The sequence below is a fragment of the Betaproteobacteria bacterium genome (assembly GCA_016720925.1).
Lineage (GTDB): Bacteria > Pseudomonadota > Gammaproteobacteria > Burkholderiales > Usitatibacteraceae > UKL13-2.
Genome location: JADKJR010000005.1, coordinates 161,159 through 180,130, shown reverse-complemented (window position 1 = coordinate 180,130; position 18,972 = coordinate 161,159). Strand labels below are relative to the sequence as shown.

The window sequence follows — 18,972 nt, the reverse complement described above, 5'->3', positions numbered from 1 at the left end:
CCTGCAGGGGTTGGGATGAGGGTAGTGCCTGGCAACCCGGATGCTTATTACTTCAATTGCTGGGCCAAAGAAAATTAGCCTATCCCGGCTTGCCATCCAGCCGCGCACGCGTTAGCACGCGCCAATAGCACACCGCGTAGAGGCCCAGTGCCGCCGCCCACAGCAGCGCCGATAACTGAACACTGGGCAAATACAGCGCAGGCGACACGATACCGGCAAAGACGCGGATGATGGCCGCACCCTGTATCAGCAGAAACATGGCAACTTCGAATCCATCGGCTGACAGCGGCCGCCCGGTGTGACCGCGAGCGGTGCGGGTCATCATGCCAAGGGTGAGTCCGCCGATCGCGCCGACAGTGAGCGCATGGGTGGCATATGAGCCGGCCAGCAGGTCCAGTGCAAACAGGGCGCGCAGCGCGAGGTGCATGACAATCCACAAATACGCGGCATGCAGTATCCACACCAGCGGGTTCACAAGCGTACGCCACGGTTTCCACAGTGCCAGGCGCACACCGTGCGCCAGCGCGGCGGCCAATGCGATCATGGCGACAATGGCCTGTGGCAGTTGCAACAGATCCGCAACGAAGAGCAGCATGACCGCGCCCAGCGCAAATTTTTCCAGCAGAGGTTTGCGCGTTGCGTTAGTGCCCGGCACGCCGTTATTGGTGAACATCGGGATCACCCGGCCGCCCATCACCACCATGATGAACAGCACCACGTCAAGCGCGAGTTGCAAGCCCAGCCGGGGCGAGACGGCGAAGAACTCCCGCAACGCCAGATGCACCGCGAGGATCAGCACACCGATCAGCACCAGTAACCCAACGAAAAAATAGTTGCGGACATTGCGTGAACGCAGCAGCGGGACGCCGATTGCCAACGCCACCGCCACCGGGAAGGCCGCGTTGACCACCGCTGCCGTCACGACGAACGGTGTCAGCATCAATACCCTGCCGCAAACCCATAGCGCCGCCAACGCCATCAATGGCGCGCCGCTGGGTGTCGACTGGTTCGTCCAGGCGCGCACGGCGGTCAGCAGAAAGCCCGCGATCACCGCGGTCGTGTAGCCGAAAAGCATTTCATGACCGTGCCATATCGGCCCCAGCAAGGTTGTGGCGGGAAGGTAGCCGGAATACTGCGCCGCCCAGAGCAAGACGCTGAAGGTGCCGAAGATGGTCGCAAGCAAATAGAACGGGCGAAAGCCCAAATTCCATAGCGCAAAACCAGCGGGCCCCTGCACCGGTGCTTTGGAGTTGGGTGGTGAGGAAATATGTATCAGCGGTTGGTTCATGTGGGGTCGTGGCAGTCGAGTGAATGGTGCGGGTGACAACACAGCAGGTGTCGTCGAAAAACAGCTTGCCAGCCATCATAGCCTGAGGCCGCGTGAATACAGCGACGGTGCTGCAATCACGATGCCTGTATGGCGCGGACAATTGCCCGATGCAGGCGCCATTCCTGCGCAGGGAGAGGTGCGCGCCATAGGAATGAAAATTTGAAACACGCCAACTGGCGCGGCATTTGGGGCATAAATAGCCCATGACGCGCGCCAGTGCTTGTGTTTCATTGAATAGCGAGAAGTCGCGAGCCCCAGGCAAACACCGCCGTCCCTGCCGCCTGACGTTCGTCAATTCGTCAGCAGACGACTACATCACGTTGCGTAAAAGACCTACACGCATGTAGGCGTCAACCGATTACCAAATGCGCTGCCGCCGCATAAGGTGTGATGGTTGGAGACGCATCGGTAAGTGAATCTCGTCAGGCGCATTTTTGTGAAATGAGCTTTGCGCGCTGCACCCGATGGCAGCAAGTCACCGCCCGCGCCAGACAACTCTCGCGGGACAACATTGAGCGCGCATTTTCGCGCGGCAATCTTTTAAAGGAATGACCATGAACTGGAAATTGAAAGCCGCACTCGGTGCGACAACTGTGTTACTCGCCACGCATGCCGTGGCACAGGTTACCTTTTATGAGCACGACGGATTCCGCGGGCGTGCATACACGACTGGCAAAACGGTCGGAAATTTCATGCAAGTCGGTTTCAACGATATGGCGTCTTCCGTCGTCGTCGATCGCGGGCGCTGGGAAGTCTGCACGGATGCGCGCTTCCAGGGCCAATGCGTGGTGCTGCGTCAAGGCAGTTATGACTCGCTGAGTGGCATGGGCTTGAACGACAAGGTTTCCTCGGTGCGTCCGGTGAATCAACAGGCGCGCTATGAGAACGAGGCGCCTGCGCCATTGCCGGCGCCGACTTACGCCTATCGTCAGCGTCCAAACGAACGGGTGTACGAAGCGCAGGTCACTTCCGTGCACGCGGTGGTCGGACCGCCCGAACAGCGTTGCTGGGTTGAGCGTCAACAAGTGACGGAAGAGCGGCGTGGCGATACGAATGTTGGTGGCGCCCTTCTCGGCGGCATCCTGGGCGGCGTGCTGGGCCATCAGGTTGGCGGCGGACGAGGTAATGATCTTGCCACCGCCGGCGGCGCCGTTGCAGGCGCGGTGATCGGTGGCAACTCCGGTCGCGGCAGCAGCGGGGCAACGTATGACAAGGATGTGCAGCGTTGCAGAACCGTTGCAAGCGGCGCACCCGCCTACTGGGACGTTACCTACAACTACCGGGGTTCGGAACATCGCATCCAGATGAGTTCGCCTCCCGGCAATACGGTCTCGGTCAATCGTAACGGTGAACCGCGTCAGTAAGTTGAATTGAATTCGACGCCGCCATCGCGGCGTCGAACGCATTTGAAGTGGTCGAACACAATGAATTGATTGGGTCTGTCCTCGCGAATGATCGCAAGGCGGCCATTGCTCCGGCCCGCACCGGTACCGGATATGCATCGGAACGGTTGTGCGGGTTTGTTGCCGTCGCACGACGTCATGTAGCTGTTTTTGGAACAAATAAAAAAAGGAATCAAATGAACATATTCAATAATTTTTCCAAAAGCCTGACGTGGTTTACGGCGCTGCTTCTCAGTGCCGTGGTCGCAGGCTGCGGCGGCGGTAGCGAAGGACGGGATCCGGTGCTGGGCACTGGCGGCATTGCAGTACTTTCACCAACGGTGACGGCAGTCGCGCCAGTCAACAATGCCACTGGCGTGGCGATCAACACCATCGTGACCGCCGCATTCAGCACCGACATGGCGGCCGCAACCATCACCGCATCAAGTTTCACACTTGCCTGCCCTGCTTCATCGGCCATCACCGGAAGCGTTGCCTATGTGGCCGCAAGCCGGACCGCCACATTCACGCCGGCAGCGCCGCTTCCGGCAGGAACGATTTGTACCGCAACGATTACCACTGGTGCGATAGACACTGCCGGCGTTCCCCTGGCCGCGAACTTTGTCTGGACGTTTACAACAGGGGCGGCCACCGACACGACACGGCCCAGAGTGACGCTCACGGTGCCTGCTACGTCCAATCCCGGCCCGACGACTGGCGTCGCCACCAACACCGGCGTTACCGCCACCTTCTCGGAAGACATGGCGCCGGCAACGATCAATGCATCCAGCTTTACCGTGACCTGCCCCGCGCCTTGCACAGTTCCCACCGGCACCGTCAGCTACGCGGTCGGCAGCCGTACCGCCGTCTTTACGCCTTCAACGGCGCTGGCGGCCGGCACCATTTATACCTTCACGATTACTACTGCGGTGACCGATCTGGCCGGCAATGCGCTCGCCGGCAATCAAGCCGCTTTGCCCGCCGCCAGCAACTACGTGTGGACCTTCACGACCGCTGGCCCAGCCGCCCCGGCAAATGTCTCGGTGCTGTCGACCAACCCCAGTGCGAATGGCACAGGCGTATGTAGCAATGCGGCCATCAATGCAACCTTCAACGTGCCTTCCGGAATGCGGATGGACCCGACCATGATCAACACCGCGACCTTTACCGTCGCCGGTCCATCACCAATACCGGTTCCGGTAACCGCCGCGTCAGTGGTTCTTGATAGCGCCACCGGCCGCATCGCGACCTTTACGCCACTGAGCCCTCTCAACGCCGGTACGACGTATACCGCCAAGATCAAAGGCGGGGCCACCGGCGTCAAGGACTTGTCCATTCCGGCCAACATATTGGCAAGTGATTTCACCTGGACCTTTACGGTAACCGGAACATGCCAGACACCGGGTCAACCACCGGCCGGTCAATCGTCGATTCCACTGGGCTCTGCCGCATCGTTTGGAACATTTGGTGGCTCGGCCGGAACCACCAACCAGGGTTTGCTTACCGTGGTCAATGGCGACATCGGCACCACCGCTGTCTCGACCGCCGTGACCGGATTCCATGACGCGGGTCCAGGTTGCACCTATACCGAAACGCCACTCAACGTCGGGCTGGTCAATGGCAAGATCTACACCGCCGCGCCACCGCCAACGGTTGCATGTCCTTCCGAAGGTACGCCGGTCACCTTTGCAATTGCCACGGCGGCACGCGCCGATGCATTGGTGGCGTACAACGCGTTGGTCGCACAGCCGGGCGGGCCGGATCCAGGCGCGGGAAACCTGGGCAGCCTCGTATTGGCACCGGGTGTGTATACCGCGTCATCGGGCTCGTTCATGATTCAGGGCGGAAATCTGACGCTTGATGCACAAGGAAACGCGAATGCGGTCTGGGTATTCCAGATGGCGACCACGCTGACCGTCGGCGGTCCGGGCGCCGCATTCCCGCAAAGCGTCATCCTGTCCAATGGGGCCCAGGCCAAGAATGTCTTCTGGCAGGTCGGCAGTGCCGCAACCATCAATGCAGGCGGCGGCGGCACCATGGTCGGCACCATCATTGCCCAGTCTGGCGCCGCATTCTCCACCGCCGGCAACGTGGCGATATTGACGCTGAACGGCCGGGCCCTTTCACTGGGTGCATCGGTGACGCTGGTGAACACCGTGATCAACGTGCCGGCCCAGTAATGAACATCAACCGATTTTCAAATTCCCCCGGAGAAGACATGAAACGAACAAAAGTCCCGGCGACACCGCGGCTACTGGCATGCGCAACATTGGCCACTCTCGCCACACTCACAACCCTCGCCAGTCCGTTCGCCTCGGCTGACGTGTCGAACTGGTACGGCGGCATCAATCTCGGCCAGTCGCGCGCGAAGATCGACGACGCGCGTATCACCAGCGGTCTGCTTGCCGGACGATTTGCGGTCCCATCGATTGCCGATGACGATCGCGACACCGGCTACAAAATTTTTGGCGGCTATCAGGCCAACAAGTATTTCGCCGTTGAAGGCGGTTATTTCGATCTGGGCAAATTTGGTTTTACCGCGAACACGCTTCCGCCTGGATCATTGAGCGGCAATATTAAAGTCAAGGGCATGAACCTCGACCTGGTCGGCACATTGCCAATCACGGAAAGATTTTCCGCCTTTGGGCGAGTCGGCGCGAACTACGCGCACACGCGGGATACTTTCGCCGGCACCGGCGCGGTCACGGTGATCCGTGCCAACGCCAGCACGCGCGATACGAACATCAAATACGGCGCGGGCATTCAATTTGCCATGACGGAAAATCTAGGCGTGCGCGGCGAGGTGGAACGCTACCGGATCAACGATGCTGTCGGCAACCGGGGCGATATCGACCTCGTTTCCATCGGCCTGGTTTATCGGTTCGGCGCCAAAACCCACGCGCCCGCGCCGCGCCCGATCGTGCTGGCGCCCGTTGCACCGTCTCCGCCACCGGTCGCGCCTCCGCCGGTCGTGGTTGCCCCGCCGCCGCCGGCCCCAGTGGTTCAATTGCCAATGAAGGTCACCTTCTCGGCGGATTCACTGTTCGATTTCGACAAGGCCACCGTCAAGCCGGCCGGCATGCATGCGCTCGACAAGTTCGCCGTGGACCTGAGGGGAACAACATTTGAAGTGATCTCGGTGGTCGGTCACACGGATCGAATTGGGTCGAGCGCTTACAACATGTCGCTTTCATCGCGCCGTGCCGAAGCCGTCAAGTCCTACCTGGTGCAACCGGCGGGAATCCCGGCCGGCAAGATCGCCGCCAGAGGCGTTGGCGAATCAGAACCTGTCACCAAGCCCGGCGATTGCAAAGGCCAGAAAGCAACCCGGCAGCTCATCGCCTGCCTGCAGCCTGACCGTCGCGTGGACGTTGAAGTGTCCGGCACGAAATGATGAAGGATCACGACCAGGGTAACGCCCGCGATCCTGGTCGCCACATCATTTAAGTAATTCACCGTACTTTTCGCATGCTCGCAACCCGGACCCGCACTTTCGACCTCATGAAGCGTCTCGCCGTCATCCTCGCCGTCATCACCTATGTCGCAACCCTGTTGGGCACGGCGATAGATGTGTTGCCCATCTATTCCCTGTTCGGAAGAGTCGTCGCGGAGATTTCACTGGCGGCGCTGGCGATGACCGCTGCCGGTTATGCAATGCAGGAGTCCGCGCCATTGGATGACATCAGTGTTGACGAGAGTCCGCCACCACTTCGGGTGTTGAGCCGCACGCACAATGCCATGAGTTTTTCGCCGGAAGCACCGCAGCAGTCGGCGAAGTCCATGGCCAGTTGACCCGATTTTCTGAACGCCAAACGCAAGCACCGGCGCGCTTCCTGGCGCGAAAATGCCCCAAACACCTCGCCGATCCTTGTGTTTTGCATTCGCGTGGTTGCGCGTTCCCCATTTTCATCGGCAAACACGGTTATCACTTCCAACCCTGTGCCCGGTAGCGGGTCAGCAAGCGACTACACCCTAAATCGCAAAAGTCCTACAAGGATGTAGGCGTCAACCGATAACCAAACCCATCAATGCGGCGTAACTTGAAATGGTTGGAACCACCCGTCTTTATTTGAATTCACTTGGAGAAACCCGCTATGAAATATCTTAAATCCATCGCCACCATCGTCCCGGTTGTCATCCTGACCACGTTGCTGGGTTGCGCATCCACCACAAAACATGAAAGCACCGGCCAGTATGTCGATGACACCGTGATTACCACCAAGGTCAAGGCCAAGATCTTCGAGGAGCCGGGCCTGAAGTCGGCTGAAATCAATGTCGAGACTTTCAAGGGCCGCGTTCAGCTGAGCGGATTTGTCAGCTCGGATGCCGATACCCTCAAGGCGGCTGAATTGGCACGCAGCGTCAAGGGCGTGACATCGGTCAAGAACGACACGCGGGTTAAAGGTAAGTAACAGGAAGTATGCAGCAAGGGGCCGGCCAAGAAGGCCGGCCTAAATCCGCAGGACCGATCAGGAGCAACAATCATGCTTGAAACAATCGTCGTCATATTGGTCATTCTATGGGTGCTTGGCATGGTGTCTTCGGTCACCATGGGCGGACTCATTCACGTACTCCTGGTCATCGCTCTCGTGGTGGTCGTGTTGCGCCTGATTCAGGGCCGCGGTGTGTAGCTTTCCCAGGTTCCGCATCGCCAGATCCCGCATTGTTCGCAGTGCAAACACAGATGTATCTCAACCGGAGCAGATGAAATGAACCCAGTCAAGATGTTGGCAATTGTGTTGATCATTGCCGGGGGCCTCGGCTTGTTGTACGGCGGCTTCACTTACACCAAGGACACGCATCAGGCCAAGCTTGGTCCGATCGTGCTGTCGGTCACGGAAAAAGAATCCGTGAATATTCCGATATGGGCCGGCGTGGCGGCATTGGCGGCGGGCGCAATCCTGCTGTTCGCGCGCAAATAAATTCGGCTCGGGCTGAAAGTAATGCCCGGTTGTTGGCCTGAGAAAGTTTGCTCGCACTGGCTGGAACGATGCCGGAATCAGTCTTTCGCCTACAGACAAAGCCGGACCAACCGACCAAGTTGCAATGGTTACTGCTAACGCTGCAAGCAGGAGGCACGCGCTACCCTGATCCGCCACAAGCTTTTTTTACCGAAATAGGCCATGACCTTTACAGAGCTCCCCGCTGCTTTTCTTGATCCCGCCGGGACTGCCGAGGCCTTTTCCAGCCCTATTTCCAGTCCCATTGCCGGCGACATTCCCGGCGCCGGGAATGAGGCGGCGTTGCTCAAGACGGGCGCGCTGCAGAACGCGATTCTCAACAGTGGCCACCTCTCGATCATCGCCACGGACAAGCAGGGCACGATTCAATTCTTCAATGCCGGCGCTGAGCGCATGCTGGGTTACACATCGGCCGACGTCGTCGGGAACATCAATCCCAGCGACATGCTCGATCTGGATGAAGTGATGGCGCGCGCCGAGGCGTTAAGCCTGGAGTTTTCCGCCACGGTCAGGCCGGGTTTCGAAGTGCTCGCGTTCAAAGCGGCGCGCGGGATAGAAGATATTCATGAATTTACCTATATCCGCAAGGACGGCAGTCGCCTTCCGGCCATCGTGTCGATCGTGGCGCTACCCGGCGAGCAGGGTGTCATCATCGGTTACTTGTTGATCAGCACCAATAATTCGGTGCGTACGCGAGTAGAAGTGGAATTGACCAACGCCAAGGCGGCGGCGGAGAAAAAGAGCCTGGCCAAATCGGATTTTCTCGTGCACCTGAGCCATGAGCTGCGCACGCCGCTCAATGTAATCCTCGGTTTCGCGCAGCTCATCGAAACTGGTTACCCACCCCCACCCGATTCCCAGAAAGAAAACCTCAGCCAGATTCTCAAGGCAGGATCGTATTTGCTGGCGCTGACCAACCAGCTACTCGATCTTGCACTGATTGAGTCGGGCACGGTGAGTTTGTCGGTGGAGCCAGTCTCCCTCGTCGAGGTCCTCAATGAGTGCCGCGCCATGGTCGAAGCGCATGCAAAGAAACGCAGTATTCGCCTGGTGTTTCCCCGATTCGACGTTCCGGTCTTTGTCAAAGCCGACCGCACCGGGCTCAAGCAGGTGCTGATCAATTTCCTGCTGAACGCCATCAAATACAACAAGCTGGGCGGCACCGTCACCGTTGAGTGCGGCGTCAGCCCGGCATCGCCCAACTCGATTCGTATCAATGTCGAAGACACCGGCAAAGGCTTGCCACCGGAACAGCTTTCGCAACTTTTTCAGCCGTTCAATCGCCTTGGCGATGAGTTCGTGCATGACGACGGCACCGGCCTTGGCCTGGTCGTGTCAAAGCAATTGGTCAAGCTGATGGGCGGCGCAACGGGCGCGCATAGCACGGTCGGCGTGGGAAGCGTGTTCTGGATCGATTTGGGCCTGACGACGGAACCGCAGCCCGAGTATACGGAAGTCAAGCTCGCGGACCCCATGCACACGCACACACACAATGGGGCGCCCCCGCATACCGCGCCAACGCCGCGCACCGTGCTCTACGTGGAAGACAATGCCGCCAACCTGGAACTGGTCAAGCAACTCATTGGCAGGCGTCCCGACCTGCGCTTGCTCTGTGCAACGGATGGTGCGCGCGGCATTGCGTCCGCGCGTAGCAGCCAGCCAGACGTGATCCTGATGGATATCAACCTGCCCGGCATCAGCGGCATCGACGCCATGAAGGTTCTGCGCGCGGACCCGTCAACGGCGCATATCCCCATCATCGCCCTCAGCGCCAACGCGATGCCGCATGACATACAGAAAGGCATCGAGGCGGGATTTTTCAACTATGTCACCAAACCGATCAGGGTTGACGAATTCATAGGCGCACTGGATGTCGCGCTGAAGTTCTCGCAATTGACTTAGAACTCGTCCGCAAATAAGCGGACAAGTTCTTGGGGCTCGCGGCCTATAATGAATCCGCATGACAATGACTAAATTCCGTTCTCCCGATGCCGGCGCCCGGATTACCGACGATCGCAAGATTGACGGTAATCGGCTTGCAACCGGCACGCTCGCCTGACGAACGAAAGATCATGACCGCGAAGCAAGTGCTGAGCACGCTCAAGATGCGGGATTTCGCAGAACGTCTCATTGCCTATGAGGACAGGCGGCTGGATGCGTCCAGTTCGGCTGTCCCGGTGGCTTTTCCAGTGTGCGAAAAATTGCGTCCGCATCTGGCGAACCTGATGGGGACCATCGGTTTCCGTGCCCTTTTGTTGCGCGCCCTCGCGCGCGCTGAAGCGGAACTTCCCGTGATGCACTCGATGCACGTGAGAGAAGATGGTTCGCTGGCGTTGCGGGAATCATCTGTAGACCCGCACGAGTTTGATCTCGGAAACGAGGTGGTGGTCGCCGAGTTGCTCGGCTTGCTGGTGGACTTCATCGGCGAAAAACTGACGCTGCGGATTTTGTGCGAAGTGTGGCCGACATTGGCGCTCCATGAATTGAATCTGTATTGGACGGAGAAAATTCCAAAATGAAGAAGCAAAACGATGCGCGCAAGCGTCTGACGCCGAAAAAGGCCGCCAGCCCAACGGATGCCGTGAAGCTGCCGGCGAAAGTCGTGATCCGCAAATTGCCGACCGGCGTGCGCGGCCTCGACGACATTCTCGGCGGCGGCATCCCGGAGTTTTCGTTCAACGTCATCGCCGGCATGCCGGGTTGCGGCAAAACCACGCTGGCGCACCAGATTGCCTTTGCCAATGCGACGCCGAAAAGTCCCGCGCTCTATTTCACGGTGCTGGGTGAGCCCGCCCTGAAAATGTTGCGGTACCAGCAACAGTTCTCATTCTTCGATGAGTCGAAGGTGGGCAAATCCATCCGCTTTATCAACCTGAGCGACCAGGTGCTGAATCAGGATTTGAACGCGGTGCTGGCGGAAATCATCAAACAGGTCACCGCGGCCAATCCCAGCGTGGTGGTGGTGGATTCTTTCCGCACGGTGATGCGCAAAGCGATGGCCACGGCCGGCGAAGTGGACATGCAATCGTTCATTCAGCAACTGACCCAATTTCTCACCAGTTGGCAAGCCACGTCATTTCTGGTGGGTGAATTTGGCGAGGAAGAGACCCGCGGCAATCCGCTGTTCACCATCACCGATGGCCTCTTCTGGCTTTCGCAGAAGGTGGAGAGAAATTCCGTGGTGCGGAAACTGCAGATCATGAAGGTGCGCGGGGCGGGCTCCGTGCCGGGTCTGCACACCATTCGAATAAACGATGCCGGCTTGCAGGCCTTTTCGCGCACCTTGGGATTCGACGGAGCCAGCAAGAAGCCGGCGCGACCGCGGCGGCTTTCCATGGGCATTCCCGAATTGGACGCGATGATGGGCGGCGGCGTTCTGGAGGGCGACAGTCTCCTCATTGCGGGGCCGTCGGGAACGGGCAAATCGGCGCTCGCCACCCAGTTCATTGCGGCAGGATTGCTCAACGGTGAGCCCGGAATCATGGCGATCTTCGAGGAGCGCCCGAAGGGCTACACGGATCGCGCCAACAGTTTTGGCCTGAACCTGAAAACGCCGCAGGAAAACGGGCAACTCGAAATCATTTACCTGCGTCCGCTCGACCTGTCGGTGGATGAAACCATGCAGGAAATTCTCGATGCCGTGAAAAGGGTGGGCGCGAAACGGCTGGTGATCGATTCGCTGGTCAGCCTGGAGATGGCGCTGGCGCCGGGTTTCCGCGAGGATTTCCGCGAGTCGCTCTATCGGCTGATCGTCGCACTGACGGGTGCCGGAGTGACGATTCTCAGCACGGTGGAAGTGGAAGACAGTTTTACCGGCTTTTCTTTCAGCCGCTACACGATCTCATTTTTGACCGACGACATCCTGCGCTTGCGCTACGTGGAAATCGATGGCCAGCTTCGCAAAGTGATGGTCGTCATCAAGATGCGCGGCGGTAATCACAGCAAAGACATCCGCGAGTACGTTATTACCGGCAAAGGCGTGGTCGTGATCCAGCCGCGAACCACCGACTACGAGGGGCTCACCACCGGTATCCCGACCCGAACCGGCCCACGGCCGGTGCAGGCCGAAGAAGCCGCGCCGGAACCGAAGGCGCGGAAGCGGAAATAACGCACAAATGGACGACGCCGCCCAACTGCACGAAAAAATGCTCGCGATGAACGAGGCGCTGCTGCTCGGCGCGATGCGGCAGCAGGAACTCACCGAAGCGGCGGAAAAACTGAATGAAAAACTGCGCGCGGAAATTGTCGAGCGCAAGCGGATCGAGGCGGAACTGATCGAGGCCAAGGTCGTCGCGGAAAACGCCAATCTCGCCAAGACAAATTTCCTCTCCAGCATGAGCCATGAACTGCGCACGCCGCTTCATGCCATCCTCGGTTTCGCGCAGCTCATGGAATCAGGTTATCCCGCGCCCGCGCCAACGCAGAAAGCCAACCTCGAGCAAATTCTCAAGGCGGGATGGTTCTTGCTGGAGTTGATCAATCAAATCCTCGATCTCTCGCAGATTGAGTCGGGCAAGGTGTCACTGTCGCAGGAGCCGGTTTCACTGGTTGAAGTGATGAACGAGTGCCGCGCCATGATCGAGCCGCAGGCACGCGTCCGCAGCATCCGCACGACGTTCCCGCGATTCGACGCCCCCTGTTTTGTGAAGGCGGATCGGACCCGGGTCAAGCAGGTGCTGATCAATATCCTTTCCAACGCGATCAAATACAACAAGCCGGTGGGTTCGGTTGTCGTCGAATGCGCACAGGGCAAGAACACACCGGATTCGGTGCGGATCAGCATCCGTGATAGCGGCAAGGGCTTGTCGCCGGAGCAGCTTCAACAATTGTTCGTGCCGTTCAATCGTCTCGGCCAGGAGGCGGGCCTGGAAGAGGGCACCGGCATCGGCCTGGTGATGTGCAAGCAACTGGTCGAATTGATGGGCGGCGCCATTGGCGTGGAAAGCGCCGCCGGTGTGGGAAGCGTGTTCTGGATCGAATTGCCGACCGCGACCGCGCCGCGGGTCATCATGGCGGACAACGCGTCTGTGCCACCGATACCGCAGCCAGCCCCGGTTGAACTGCCGGTGCGCACCGTGCTCTACGTGGAAGACAATCCGGACAACATGGAACTGGTCCGGCAAATCATCGCGCGCCGCCATGACCTGCGTTTGCTGTCCGCTGTGGATGGCAAGCTTGGCATTGAGTCCGCGCGCGCCAACCGGCCGGCGGTGATCCTGATGGACATCAACCTGCCCGGCATCAGCGGCATCGATGCCATGAAAATACTGCGCGCGGATCCGTTAACGGCGCATATTCCCATCATCGCGCTCAGCGCCAATGCGATGCCACGCGAAGTTGAGAAGGGCGTCGAGAACGGCTTCTTCGACTATGTCACCAAGCCCATCAAGATCAGCGAGTTCATGGAGGCGCTGGACGTGGCGCTGAATTTTGCGAAGTCTGCATCGGACGCCGCGGACATCAAAAAACCGGCTTGATGGTCGGTGATTTGGGCGGTTTCAAGAGATGCGGCCCGAGAAAGCGCCGATCGACTTTCCACAGCACAAGCAAGTGTAGATCGCCATTTGGCGGGCATTGCAGGGGATAAATGCCTGAAAATCCGCGCCAGTGCTTGGGTTTATTCATGAATCACGAGGCGCAGAAATACTGTTTCTTGCCCGCCGATGTGGTCATCCGCCGCGCCAATTGTCAGCATATGTCCTACACAAAGGCGCGCATAGTACGGACATGGCGTCAGTGAGGAATCACGTAATATCGTAGTCAACGAACCCCGTCATTGAACGAATTCCAAATTGGAGTTTTCCCCCATGCTCGACAAAACGAAAGTAATGATCGCCGACGACCATGCGCTGTTTCGCGCGGGCCTGCGAAACTTGCTGGAGCAGACGGGAGAGTTTGAAGTGGTTGCCGAAGCCGCCAACGGCGAAGACGCGCTGAAGGCCGTGCGCGAGCGGGAAATCGATGTGACCCTGCTTGATCTGTCGATGCCCAAGCAAAGCGGGATCGATGTACTGAAACGCATGAAATCGCTGAAGCCGGGAATGGCGGTGTTGATTCTCTCCATGTTTCCTGAGGAACAATATGCCGTGAATATGCTGCGTGCCGGTGCGTCGGGATACCTGACCAAGGAAGCCGCGCCCGAGCAGGTGGTGACCGCGCTGCGCACGGTGCGCAAGGGACGAAAATATATCAGCGGTGAAGTCGCCGAGCTGCTGGCGGAAACGCCGGACGCGTCCACCGCGCCATTGCACGGCGCGCTATCGCAACGCGAATTCCAGATTTTCTGCAAACTCGCGGCGGGCCGCAGTGTCTCGGAAGTGGCCGCCGAACTTTTTCTCAGTGTTAAAACGATCAGCACTTATCGCACGCGCGTGCTGGAAAAAATGGGCATGCATAACAACGCCGACCTGACTTATTACGCAATCAAAAACGGCATCATCCAGTAGGGGCGACATGACAATGTATCAACAGACAAATCAACAGGCGACCGAAACGGCGGATAGCAAACCGTTGCCGCAAAGCAATTCGAGTGAACGCGCGCACGGGGAAGTGGCCGACGCGGCCCGCCCGTTGCGGGTTTACCTGGTGGAAGATTCCGCCCACGTGCGCGATTTGCTGCTGGATTTCCTGCATGTACCGGGTGAAGTGGAAATTGTCGGCTACGCGGACAATGAGGCCGAATCCGTAGCGGATATCCTGTCGCAGCCGGTGGATGCCGTGATCGTTGACCTGAAGCTGCGTGAGGGCGGCGGAATGGCCGTGATCGAAAAGGTGCGCGCCGCCAAGCCGACGCCGCCCCCCACGATTATCGTATTTACTAACCATCCGTTCCCGCAGATCAAGCTCCGTGCGTTGCAATTGGGCGCGGACTATTTTTTCGACAAGTCCGCGGATTACGACAATGTCCGATCCACATTGCACGGTTTGCGGCGGCACTAATCAGTTTGATGAAAGTCGCATCGGAAAAAATCCCGCCTGAGCGGGATTTTTTTACGCCCTCCGTGCGCGGGCGAAATGACCACGCGGGCCGTCGCCATTCGGGCGGCCTCAAACATGAATCGGCGTCCGTCCTACAGGGGGTAGGCTCGCCGTCCGATGCGAGTCGCGTCGAGGGTTGCGTAATCTGTAGTGGCAGGACGACAACACGAACTTGAGAGGCGCCCGTGTCGTGCCGCCCACCCCACATTCAACGCAAGGAGACCCACCATGCTGTATTACGCCGCCGTCTTTTTCATCATCGCCATCGTCGCCGGCCTGCTCGGGTTTGGTGGCATCGCCGCCGGTGCGTCCAGCATCGCGCAGGTGCTGTTCTTCATATTCATTGTTCTGTTCCTGGTGAGTCTGATCGCCGGACTCGTCAGGCGCTAGCGCAAGTTTTGCCGCCCGCCGTCAACGTTTCATCCACCCACACAGGAGATCAACATGAGCACCATCCAATCAAGAGTATCCGCCATCGGCGCCGATGGCCTCGAACGCGTGACCGAGAAAGCCCACAATCTGGTGGAATCCAAGGATCAGGTGGTGAGTGATTTCAAGGCGCTGCTGTCGGAAGGCGAAGCGCTGTTCAAGAGCGCCACCGGTGGCGGCAATGAAGCCCTCGCCGCCGCCCGCGATCAGTTCAGGCAACAACTTGCGACCGCGAAAGCGCGTTACGCCGAGCTCGAGGCAGCCACCGTCCAGCAAGCCAGGCGTGCCGCCACGGCCACCGACGAGTATGTGCATGTCAATCCATGGACCTCCATTGCCGTCGCCGGCGGGGTGGGTCTGCTGGTCGGCATGCTGGTCATGAATCGCCGCGAAAGCTGACCATGCAGCCGGATACGTCCGGGGTCACGCACGCAGCAGGAACCGAAGGGTTTCTGCTGCACCTTCGTCAGCTTGGCGCATCCGTGCTTCAGCATGCCGCGATGCGCGTCGAGTTGTTGTCGATCGAGGTGCAGGAAGAAAAGCTGCGTCTGGTACGCTTGGCCATGAGTGCGGCGCTGGTCAGCGCACTCATGATCATCAGCCTGGTGATGCTGGCCATTCTGATTCTGGCAATCTACTGGGATACACCCAATCGTGTGCCGGCCGCCTTATGGCTGGCGGGAACGTTTGGCGTGTTGACGGTGGGCGGCGGTTTCTATGTCGCCGCACAGTTGCAATACACGTCAACGTTGTTTGTCACCAGCGCCAGCGAACTCCGCTCGGACGCCCGGGCATTGGTATCACCACCGCCGGCGCCACTGCCATGAAACTGTCGCCTGCCTTGAACGCGCCGCCGCGTCCGTCACTTGCCGCACAGCGATCGGCGTTGCTGGCGCGCATCGATGCGGAACGCGAGCAGACCGCGGAGGCGGGGCGCAAGCTCGCCGTTGATCTGCAGGCGGTTGAACGTTCACGCCGATCGTTTCAGGCCGGCCTGCAAGTTGTAAAAGCGTCGGTGGTTTCCGCCGGCTTGATCTGGAGCCTGAATACGTTTTCGCACAGCCCGCGTATCGGGCGCGTCAGTCGTTTCTTCACCATCGGTATCAGCCTGCTTTCGACCATTCGCGCCATGCGCAGGGTCAGCGCATTCCTGATTCCGCTGCTACCCCCATTACCCCCATTACCCCCATTGCCCCCAACAGGAAGACAGGAATAATCATCATGCATACCGCCACCAAATTCGCCCAACCCAAAACCGCAGTGAGCAATCCCGCCCTGAGCAGTATCGCTGCGCTGCGCGCGAGCGCGCGAAGCAAGATAGAAGAAGGCGCCGTCACCGCCGGCTACGCAGCCGACCGCGAACAGGTGCTGAAAATGCTCAATGACGCGCTGGCAACCGAAATCGTCTGCATGCTGCGCTACAAGCGCCACTATTTCATGGCCAGCGGCGTTCACGCCGAAGCCGTGGCCGCGGAATTTCTGCAGCATGCCCAGGAAGAACAGGAGCACGCAGACCAGCTTGCCACGCGCATCGTGCAACTCGGCGGCGAGCCGGATTTTTCACCGGATACGTTGACCAAACGCAGTCATGCTGAATACGTGGCGGGCAGCACCTTGATCGACATGGTGAAGGAAGACCTTGTCGCCGAGCGCATCGCAATCGACAGCTACAAGGAAATGATCGCCGTGATCGGCAACAACGATACCACCACGCGACGCATGCTCGAAGCGATTCTGGCCGTCGAGGAAGAACATGCCGACGATCTCGCGGGCTTGCTCGATGCCGGGCGTTGATCCCGTCAACAAGATTCCCGCGCCTTTGGCAGATTGTGCGGATAACGCGGATTGCGCCGGCGCCACGCCGGCGCATTCGCGTGTAGAGATGTCGGCAGACGTGCCCGCCAACGTGGCTATGCAGTGCGCCAAGACAGCGAAATTACCCGCCGACACTGCCACAAGCGAAACGCCGCCCGTCGTCGTGATGCGGACCAGGTCGCGTGGCACGCTGCCGCTCGTCGGGATGTTTGCACTGGCGCTGGTCACCGCTTTCTATTTTGGCCGGGCGATACTCATGCCGATCCTGTTTGGCATGGTCATCGCGCTGGTGCTGGCGCCGGTGGTCGAACGGCTGTCGCGTTTGCGTATTCCCGAACCGGTCGGCGCCGCGCTGGTGATGCTGGCGGTCGTAGCGCTGCTCGCGCTGGCCATTGAAGTGCTGGTGTTGCCGGCGCGCGATGTATTGGCGGAATTGCCGTTTCAGGTGCAGGGCCTGCTGGCGCACCTGCTCGAATGGGTACGCAGTTTTCGCCTCGGCAACTGGCTGGCGCCGCGTAACACCGCGGATCTGACCAATCAGGCCACCGCGCATGGACTGACCATGACGGGTGAGCTGCTGAAGGCGGCGCAGAGTTTCATCATTTCCGCAGTCAGCGCCAGTCTGCTGGCCTTCTTCCTGCTCTCCTCGGGCGATCTATTCCTGACCAAGCTGGTGCGTGTGCTGCCCACCATTCGCGACAAGGTTCGCGCGGTGAAAGTGGTGCGCACCGTGCAGCACGAAGTCGCGACATACTTCGCCAGCGTAAGCATGATCAATGCGGGGCTGGGCATTGTCGTCGTCCTGCTGACCTGGGCGTTCGGATTGCCGATGCCCTGGTTCTGGGGTGCCCTGGTGGCGCTGCTGAATTTCATTCCCTACTTCGGCGCCGCCGTCAGCGCGATCCTGCTGCTATTGGCGGGGATGGCGTTCACCGACTCCTTTGGCCAGGCGCTTCTGCTGTTGGTCTGTTTTGTCGGCACAACCTTTGTCGAAGGCCAGCTGATCAATCCGGTGCTGGTCGGCAAGCGCCTGGAACTTAATCACACGCTGGTATTCGTTGCGCTGCTTTTCTGGGGCTGGCTGTGGGGCGTCGGTGGCATGTTGCTGGCGGTGCCGCTGCTGATCATCATCAAGAAGTTTGCGGATCATACGCCCGGCTGGGAAGCCGTCGCGGAGTTTCTGGCACGCCGATGACTTTCGCCGCGGCGATTGTCCCATTTATTTCAATGATTATTTTTTGCGGGTAGTCAAAATGCCTGCCAAACGAGCAGCGATGAATCCTGAAACAAGCATAAACACACCTGAAACCGCGAAACCCCGGATCTGGCTTGCATTGGTTGCATGGGTGGGGCTTTGCCTGGCGGTCGGCACGGTCACCGGATTTCTGTTCAAGCCGGGCGCGTGGTACATCTCGCTTGACAAGCCATTTTTCAATCCGCCCGCGTGGATATTCGCGCCGGCATGGACAATCCTGTATATCGCAATGGGTGTGGCCGCATGGCGCATCTGGTGCTTGCCGGAATCGACCGCGCGCAAACAGGCGCTGCGTCAGTTTGGCGTGCAACTGACACTGAACGCGATGTGGACGCCAGTGTTTTTTGGCGCGCACTCACTGGCCGGTGGGTTGGCGGTGATCCTGATGATGGCGCTCGCAATTGTGGTCACGATCCAGCGGTTTCATCCTCTGGACAAGGCGGCCGCATGGATGCTGGCGCCGTATCTGGCGTGGGTGACATTTGCCACGGCACTGAATGTTTCCTTGCTCGCCCTTAACGGCAATTTCTGAATTGAACGAAAGCATGATCGCTCAGCTGCCGCGCGATCCGGCTGCCCAGTATTACGCAAGTCAGGCAACGAGCCAAAACTGGCCTAGCGGGCTGTTTTGAGAGCCGAATCGGATTTCGACACTGGTTACTGGAAGTCGCGCACAACTAAGTCTTCCGATTCGCGCAGAAACATCGTATCGTTTTGTGCGCTAAAGCCGACATCACGCAGCGACCGGGCGCGAACGAGCACGAAGCTGGTTCAAACTTGGTGCGATTTGGGGAAATTTGGGGAGATACTTGAAAAAGAGAG

22 protein-coding genes are annotated in these 18,972 nt (G+C 59.2%); 21 read left to right on the top strand and 1 reads right to left on the bottom strand.

What is annotated here, in order from left to right; all coding sequences use genetic code 11:
• Positions 1–79: 79 nt before the first annotated feature.
• On the bottom strand, positions 80–1,288 hold the full coding sequence (locus IPP88_08945; protein MBL0122842.1) for an NnrS family protein: 1,209 nt from the start codon (positions 1,286–1,288) through the stop codon (positions 80–82).
• Positions 1,289–1,307: 19 nt separating this feature from the next.
• On the opposite strand from IPP88_08945, the gene IPP88_08940 reads away from it, so the two are divergent.
• From IPP88_08940 to IPP88_08840, 21 genes are all read left to right on the top strand, one after another.
• Positions 1,308–1,493 (top strand): hypothetical protein, encoded by a 186-nt coding sequence (locus tag IPP88_08940; protein ID MBL0122841.1) that lies wholly within the window; start codon positions 1,308–1,310, stop codon positions 1,491–1,493.
• Between the two features lie 385 nt (positions 1,494–1,878).
• A complete protein-coding gene (locus tag IPP88_08935; GenBank protein MBL0122840.1) occupies positions 1,879–2,694 on the top strand; it encodes a glycine zipper 2TM domain-containing protein in 816 nt (271 codons plus the stop codon).
• A gap of 215 nt (positions 2,695–2,909) precedes the next feature.
• Positions 2,910–4,892 carry a DUF3494 domain-containing protein gene (locus tag IPP88_08930; GenBank protein ID MBL0122839.1) on the top strand — a complete coding sequence of 661 codons (1,983 nt, stop codon included), beginning with the start codon at positions 2,910–2,912 and terminating at the stop codon, positions 4,890–4,892.
• 38 nt (positions 4,893–4,930) lie between these two features.
• Positions 4,931–6,106 (top strand): OmpA family protein, encoded by a 1,176-nt coding sequence (locus IPP88_08925; protein MBL0122838.1) that lies wholly within the window; start codon positions 4,931–4,933, stop codon positions 6,104–6,106.
• A gap of 74 nt (positions 6,107–6,180) precedes the next feature.
• On the top strand, positions 6,181–6,504 hold the full coding sequence (locus IPP88_08920) for a hypothetical protein (GenBank protein ID MBL0122837.1): 324 nt from the start codon (positions 6,181–6,183) through the stop codon (positions 6,502–6,504).
• A 302-nt stretch (positions 6,505–6,806) separates the two neighbouring features.
• Positions 6,807–7,124: a BON domain-containing protein gene (locus tag IPP88_08915; protein MBL0122836.1), complete on the top strand. Its 318-nt coding sequence runs from the start codon at positions 6,807–6,809 to the stop codon at positions 7,122–7,124.
• Between the two features lie 72 nt (positions 7,125–7,196).
• Positions 7,197–7,343 carry a lmo0937 family membrane protein gene (locus IPP88_08910; GenBank protein ID MBL0122835.1) on the top strand — a complete coding sequence of 49 codons (147 nt, stop codon included), beginning with the start codon at positions 7,197–7,199 and terminating at the stop codon, positions 7,341–7,343.
• A gap of 78 nt (positions 7,344–7,421) precedes the next feature.
• Positions 7,422–7,634: a hypothetical protein gene (locus tag IPP88_08905; GenBank protein MBL0122834.1), complete on the top strand. Its 213-nt coding sequence runs from the start codon at positions 7,422–7,424 to the stop codon at positions 7,632–7,634.
• Between the two features lie 201 nt (positions 7,635–7,835).
• On the top strand, positions 7,836–9,575 hold the full coding sequence (locus tag IPP88_08900; protein MBL0122833.1) for a response regulator: 1,740 nt from the start codon (positions 7,836–7,838) through the stop codon (positions 9,573–9,575).
• 170 nt (positions 9,576–9,745) lie between these two features.
• A complete protein-coding gene (locus IPP88_08895; protein MBL0122832.1) occupies positions 9,746–10,192 on the top strand; it encodes a hypothetical protein in 447 nt (148 codons plus the stop codon).
• Positions 10,189–11,781 carry an AAA family ATPase gene (locus tag IPP88_08890; GenBank protein ID MBL0122831.1) on the top strand — a complete coding sequence of 531 codons (1,593 nt, stop codon included), beginning with the start codon at positions 10,189–10,191 and terminating at the stop codon, positions 11,779–11,781. Before IPP88_08895 ends, IPP88_08890 begins: the two co-directional genes overlap by 4 nt.
• A gap of 7 nt (positions 11,782–11,788) precedes the next feature.
• Positions 11,789–13,150, top strand: coding sequence for a response regulator (locus IPP88_08885; GenBank protein MBL0122830.1), 1,362 nt, complete (start codon positions 11,789–11,791; stop codon positions 13,148–13,150).
• A gap of 330 nt (positions 13,151–13,480) precedes the next feature.
• The gene (locus tag IPP88_08880; GenBank protein ID MBL0122829.1) at positions 13,481–14,119 is read left to right on the top strand and encodes a response regulator transcription factor; all 639 of its coding nucleotides are present in this window, start codon (positions 13,481–13,483) and stop codon (positions 14,117–14,119) included.
• A gap of 7 nt (positions 14,120–14,126) precedes the next feature.
• Positions 14,127–14,612: a response regulator gene (locus IPP88_08875; GenBank protein ID MBL0122828.1), complete on the top strand. Its 486-nt coding sequence runs from the start codon at positions 14,127–14,129 to the stop codon at positions 14,610–14,612.
• A gap of 267 nt (positions 14,613–14,879) precedes the next feature.
• Positions 14,880–15,041, top strand: a complete 162-nt coding sequence (locus IPP88_08870; GenBank protein ID MBL0122827.1) for a DUF1328 domain-containing protein — start codon at positions 14,880–14,882, stop codon at positions 15,039–15,041.
• A gap of 54 nt (positions 15,042–15,095) precedes the next feature.
• The gene (locus IPP88_08865; protein ID MBL0122826.1) at positions 15,096–15,479 is read left to right on the top strand and encodes a DUF883 domain-containing protein; all 384 of its coding nucleotides are present in this window, start codon (positions 15,096–15,098) and stop codon (positions 15,477–15,479) included.
• A 2-nt stretch (positions 15,480–15,481) separates the two neighbouring features.
• On the top strand, positions 15,482–15,907 hold the full coding sequence (locus IPP88_08860; GenBank protein ID MBL0122825.1) for a phage holin family protein: 426 nt from the start codon (positions 15,482–15,484) through the stop codon (positions 15,905–15,907).
• Complete coding sequence (locus IPP88_08855; GenBank protein ID MBL0122824.1) at positions 15,904–16,296, top strand: hypothetical protein; 393 nt, start codon at positions 15,904–15,906, stop codon at positions 16,294–16,296. The genes IPP88_08860 and IPP88_08855 overlap by 4 nt, the downstream gene beginning before the upstream one ends.
• A 5-nt stretch (positions 16,297–16,301) precedes the next feature.
• Entirely contained in the window at positions 16,302–16,874 is a 573-nt protein-coding gene (locus IPP88_08850) for a bacterioferritin (protein MBL0122823.1), read from the top strand.
• Positions 16,834–18,090: an AI-2E family transporter gene (locus tag IPP88_08845; protein MBL0122822.1), complete on the top strand. Its 1,257-nt coding sequence runs from the start codon at positions 16,834–16,836 to the stop codon at positions 18,088–18,090. Before IPP88_08850 ends, IPP88_08845 begins: the two co-directional genes overlap by 41 nt.
• 79 nt (positions 18,091–18,169) lie before the next feature.
• Positions 18,170–18,682 carry a tryptophan-rich sensory protein gene (locus tag IPP88_08840; GenBank protein MBL0122821.1) on the top strand — a complete coding sequence of 171 codons (513 nt, stop codon included), beginning with the start codon at positions 18,170–18,172 and terminating at the stop codon, positions 18,680–18,682.
• The last annotated feature ends 290 nt before the right edge of the window (positions 18,683–18,972 follow it).

What these genes read in the sequence shown, in the direction of transcription:
- IPP88_08885 (MBL0122830.1), top strand. Translation starts at nt 11,789, where the DNA reads ATGGACGACGCCGCCCAACTGCACGAAAAAATGCTCGCGATGAACGAG.
- IPP88_08860 (MBL0122825.1), top strand. Translation starts at nt 15,482, where the DNA reads ATGCAGCCGGATACGTCCGGGGTCACGCACGCAGCAGGAACCGAAGGG.
- IPP88_08880 (MBL0122829.1), top strand. Translation starts at nt 13,481, where the DNA reads ATGCTCGACAAAACGAAAGTAATGATCGCCGACGACCATGCGCTGTTT.
- IPP88_08945 (MBL0122842.1), bottom strand. Translation starts at nt 1,288, where the DNA reads ATGAACCAACCGCTGATACATATTTCCTCACCACCCAACTCCAAAGCA.
- IPP88_08905 (MBL0122834.1), top strand. Translation starts at nt 7,422, where the DNA reads ATGAACCCAGTCAAGATGTTGGCAATTGTGTTGATCATTGCCGGGGGC.
- IPP88_08925 (MBL0122838.1), top strand. Translation starts at nt 4,931, where the DNA reads ATGAAACGAACAAAAGTCCCGGCGACACCGCGGCTACTGGCATGCGCA.
- IPP88_08850 (MBL0122823.1), top strand. Translation starts at nt 16,302, where the DNA reads ATGCATACCGCCACCAAATTCGCCCAACCCAAAACCGCAGTGAGCAAT.
- IPP88_08875 (MBL0122828.1), top strand. Translation starts at nt 14,127, where the DNA reads ATGACAATGTATCAACAGACAAATCAACAGGCGACCGAAACGGCGGAT.
- IPP88_08910 (MBL0122835.1), top strand. Translation starts at nt 7,197, where the DNA reads ATGCTTGAAACAATCGTCGTCATATTGGTCATTCTATGGGTGCTTGGC.
- IPP88_08920 (MBL0122837.1), top strand. Translation starts at nt 6,181, where the DNA reads ATGCTCGCAACCCGGACCCGCACTTTCGACCTCATGAAGCGTCTCGCC.
- IPP88_08855 (MBL0122824.1), top strand. Translation starts at nt 15,904, where the DNA reads ATGAAACTGTCGCCTGCCTTGAACGCGCCGCCGCGTCCGTCACTTGCC.
- IPP88_08935 (MBL0122840.1), top strand. Translation starts at nt 1,879, where the DNA reads ATGACCATGAACTGGAAATTGAAAGCCGCACTCGGTGCGACAACTGTG.
- IPP88_08845 (MBL0122822.1), top strand. Translation starts at nt 16,834, where the DNA reads ATGCCGACGATCTCGCGGGCTTGCTCGATGCCGGGCGTTGATCCCGTC.
- IPP88_08895 (MBL0122832.1), top strand. Translation starts at nt 9,746, where the DNA reads ATGACCGCGAAGCAAGTGCTGAGCACGCTCAAGATGCGGGATTTCGCA.
- IPP88_08870 (MBL0122827.1), top strand. Translation starts at nt 14,880, where the DNA reads ATGCTGTATTACGCCGCCGTCTTTTTCATCATCGCCATCGTCGCCGGC.
- IPP88_08865 (MBL0122826.1), top strand. Translation starts at nt 15,096, where the DNA reads ATGAGCACCATCCAATCAAGAGTATCCGCCATCGGCGCCGATGGCCTC.
- IPP88_08840 (MBL0122821.1), top strand. Translation starts at nt 18,170, where the DNA reads ATGAATCCTGAAACAAGCATAAACACACCTGAAACCGCGAAACCCCGG.
- IPP88_08915 (MBL0122836.1), top strand. Translation starts at nt 6,807, where the DNA reads ATGAAATATCTTAAATCCATCGCCACCATCGTCCCGGTTGTCATCCTG.
- IPP88_08900 (MBL0122833.1), top strand. Translation starts at nt 7,836, where the DNA reads ATGACCTTTACAGAGCTCCCCGCTGCTTTTCTTGATCCCGCCGGGACT.
- IPP88_08930 (MBL0122839.1), top strand. Translation starts at nt 2,910, where the DNA reads ATGAACATATTCAATAATTTTTCCAAAAGCCTGACGTGGTTTACGGCG.
- IPP88_08890 (MBL0122831.1), top strand. Translation starts at nt 10,189, where the DNA reads ATGAAGAAGCAAAACGATGCGCGCAAGCGTCTGACGCCGAAAAAGGCC.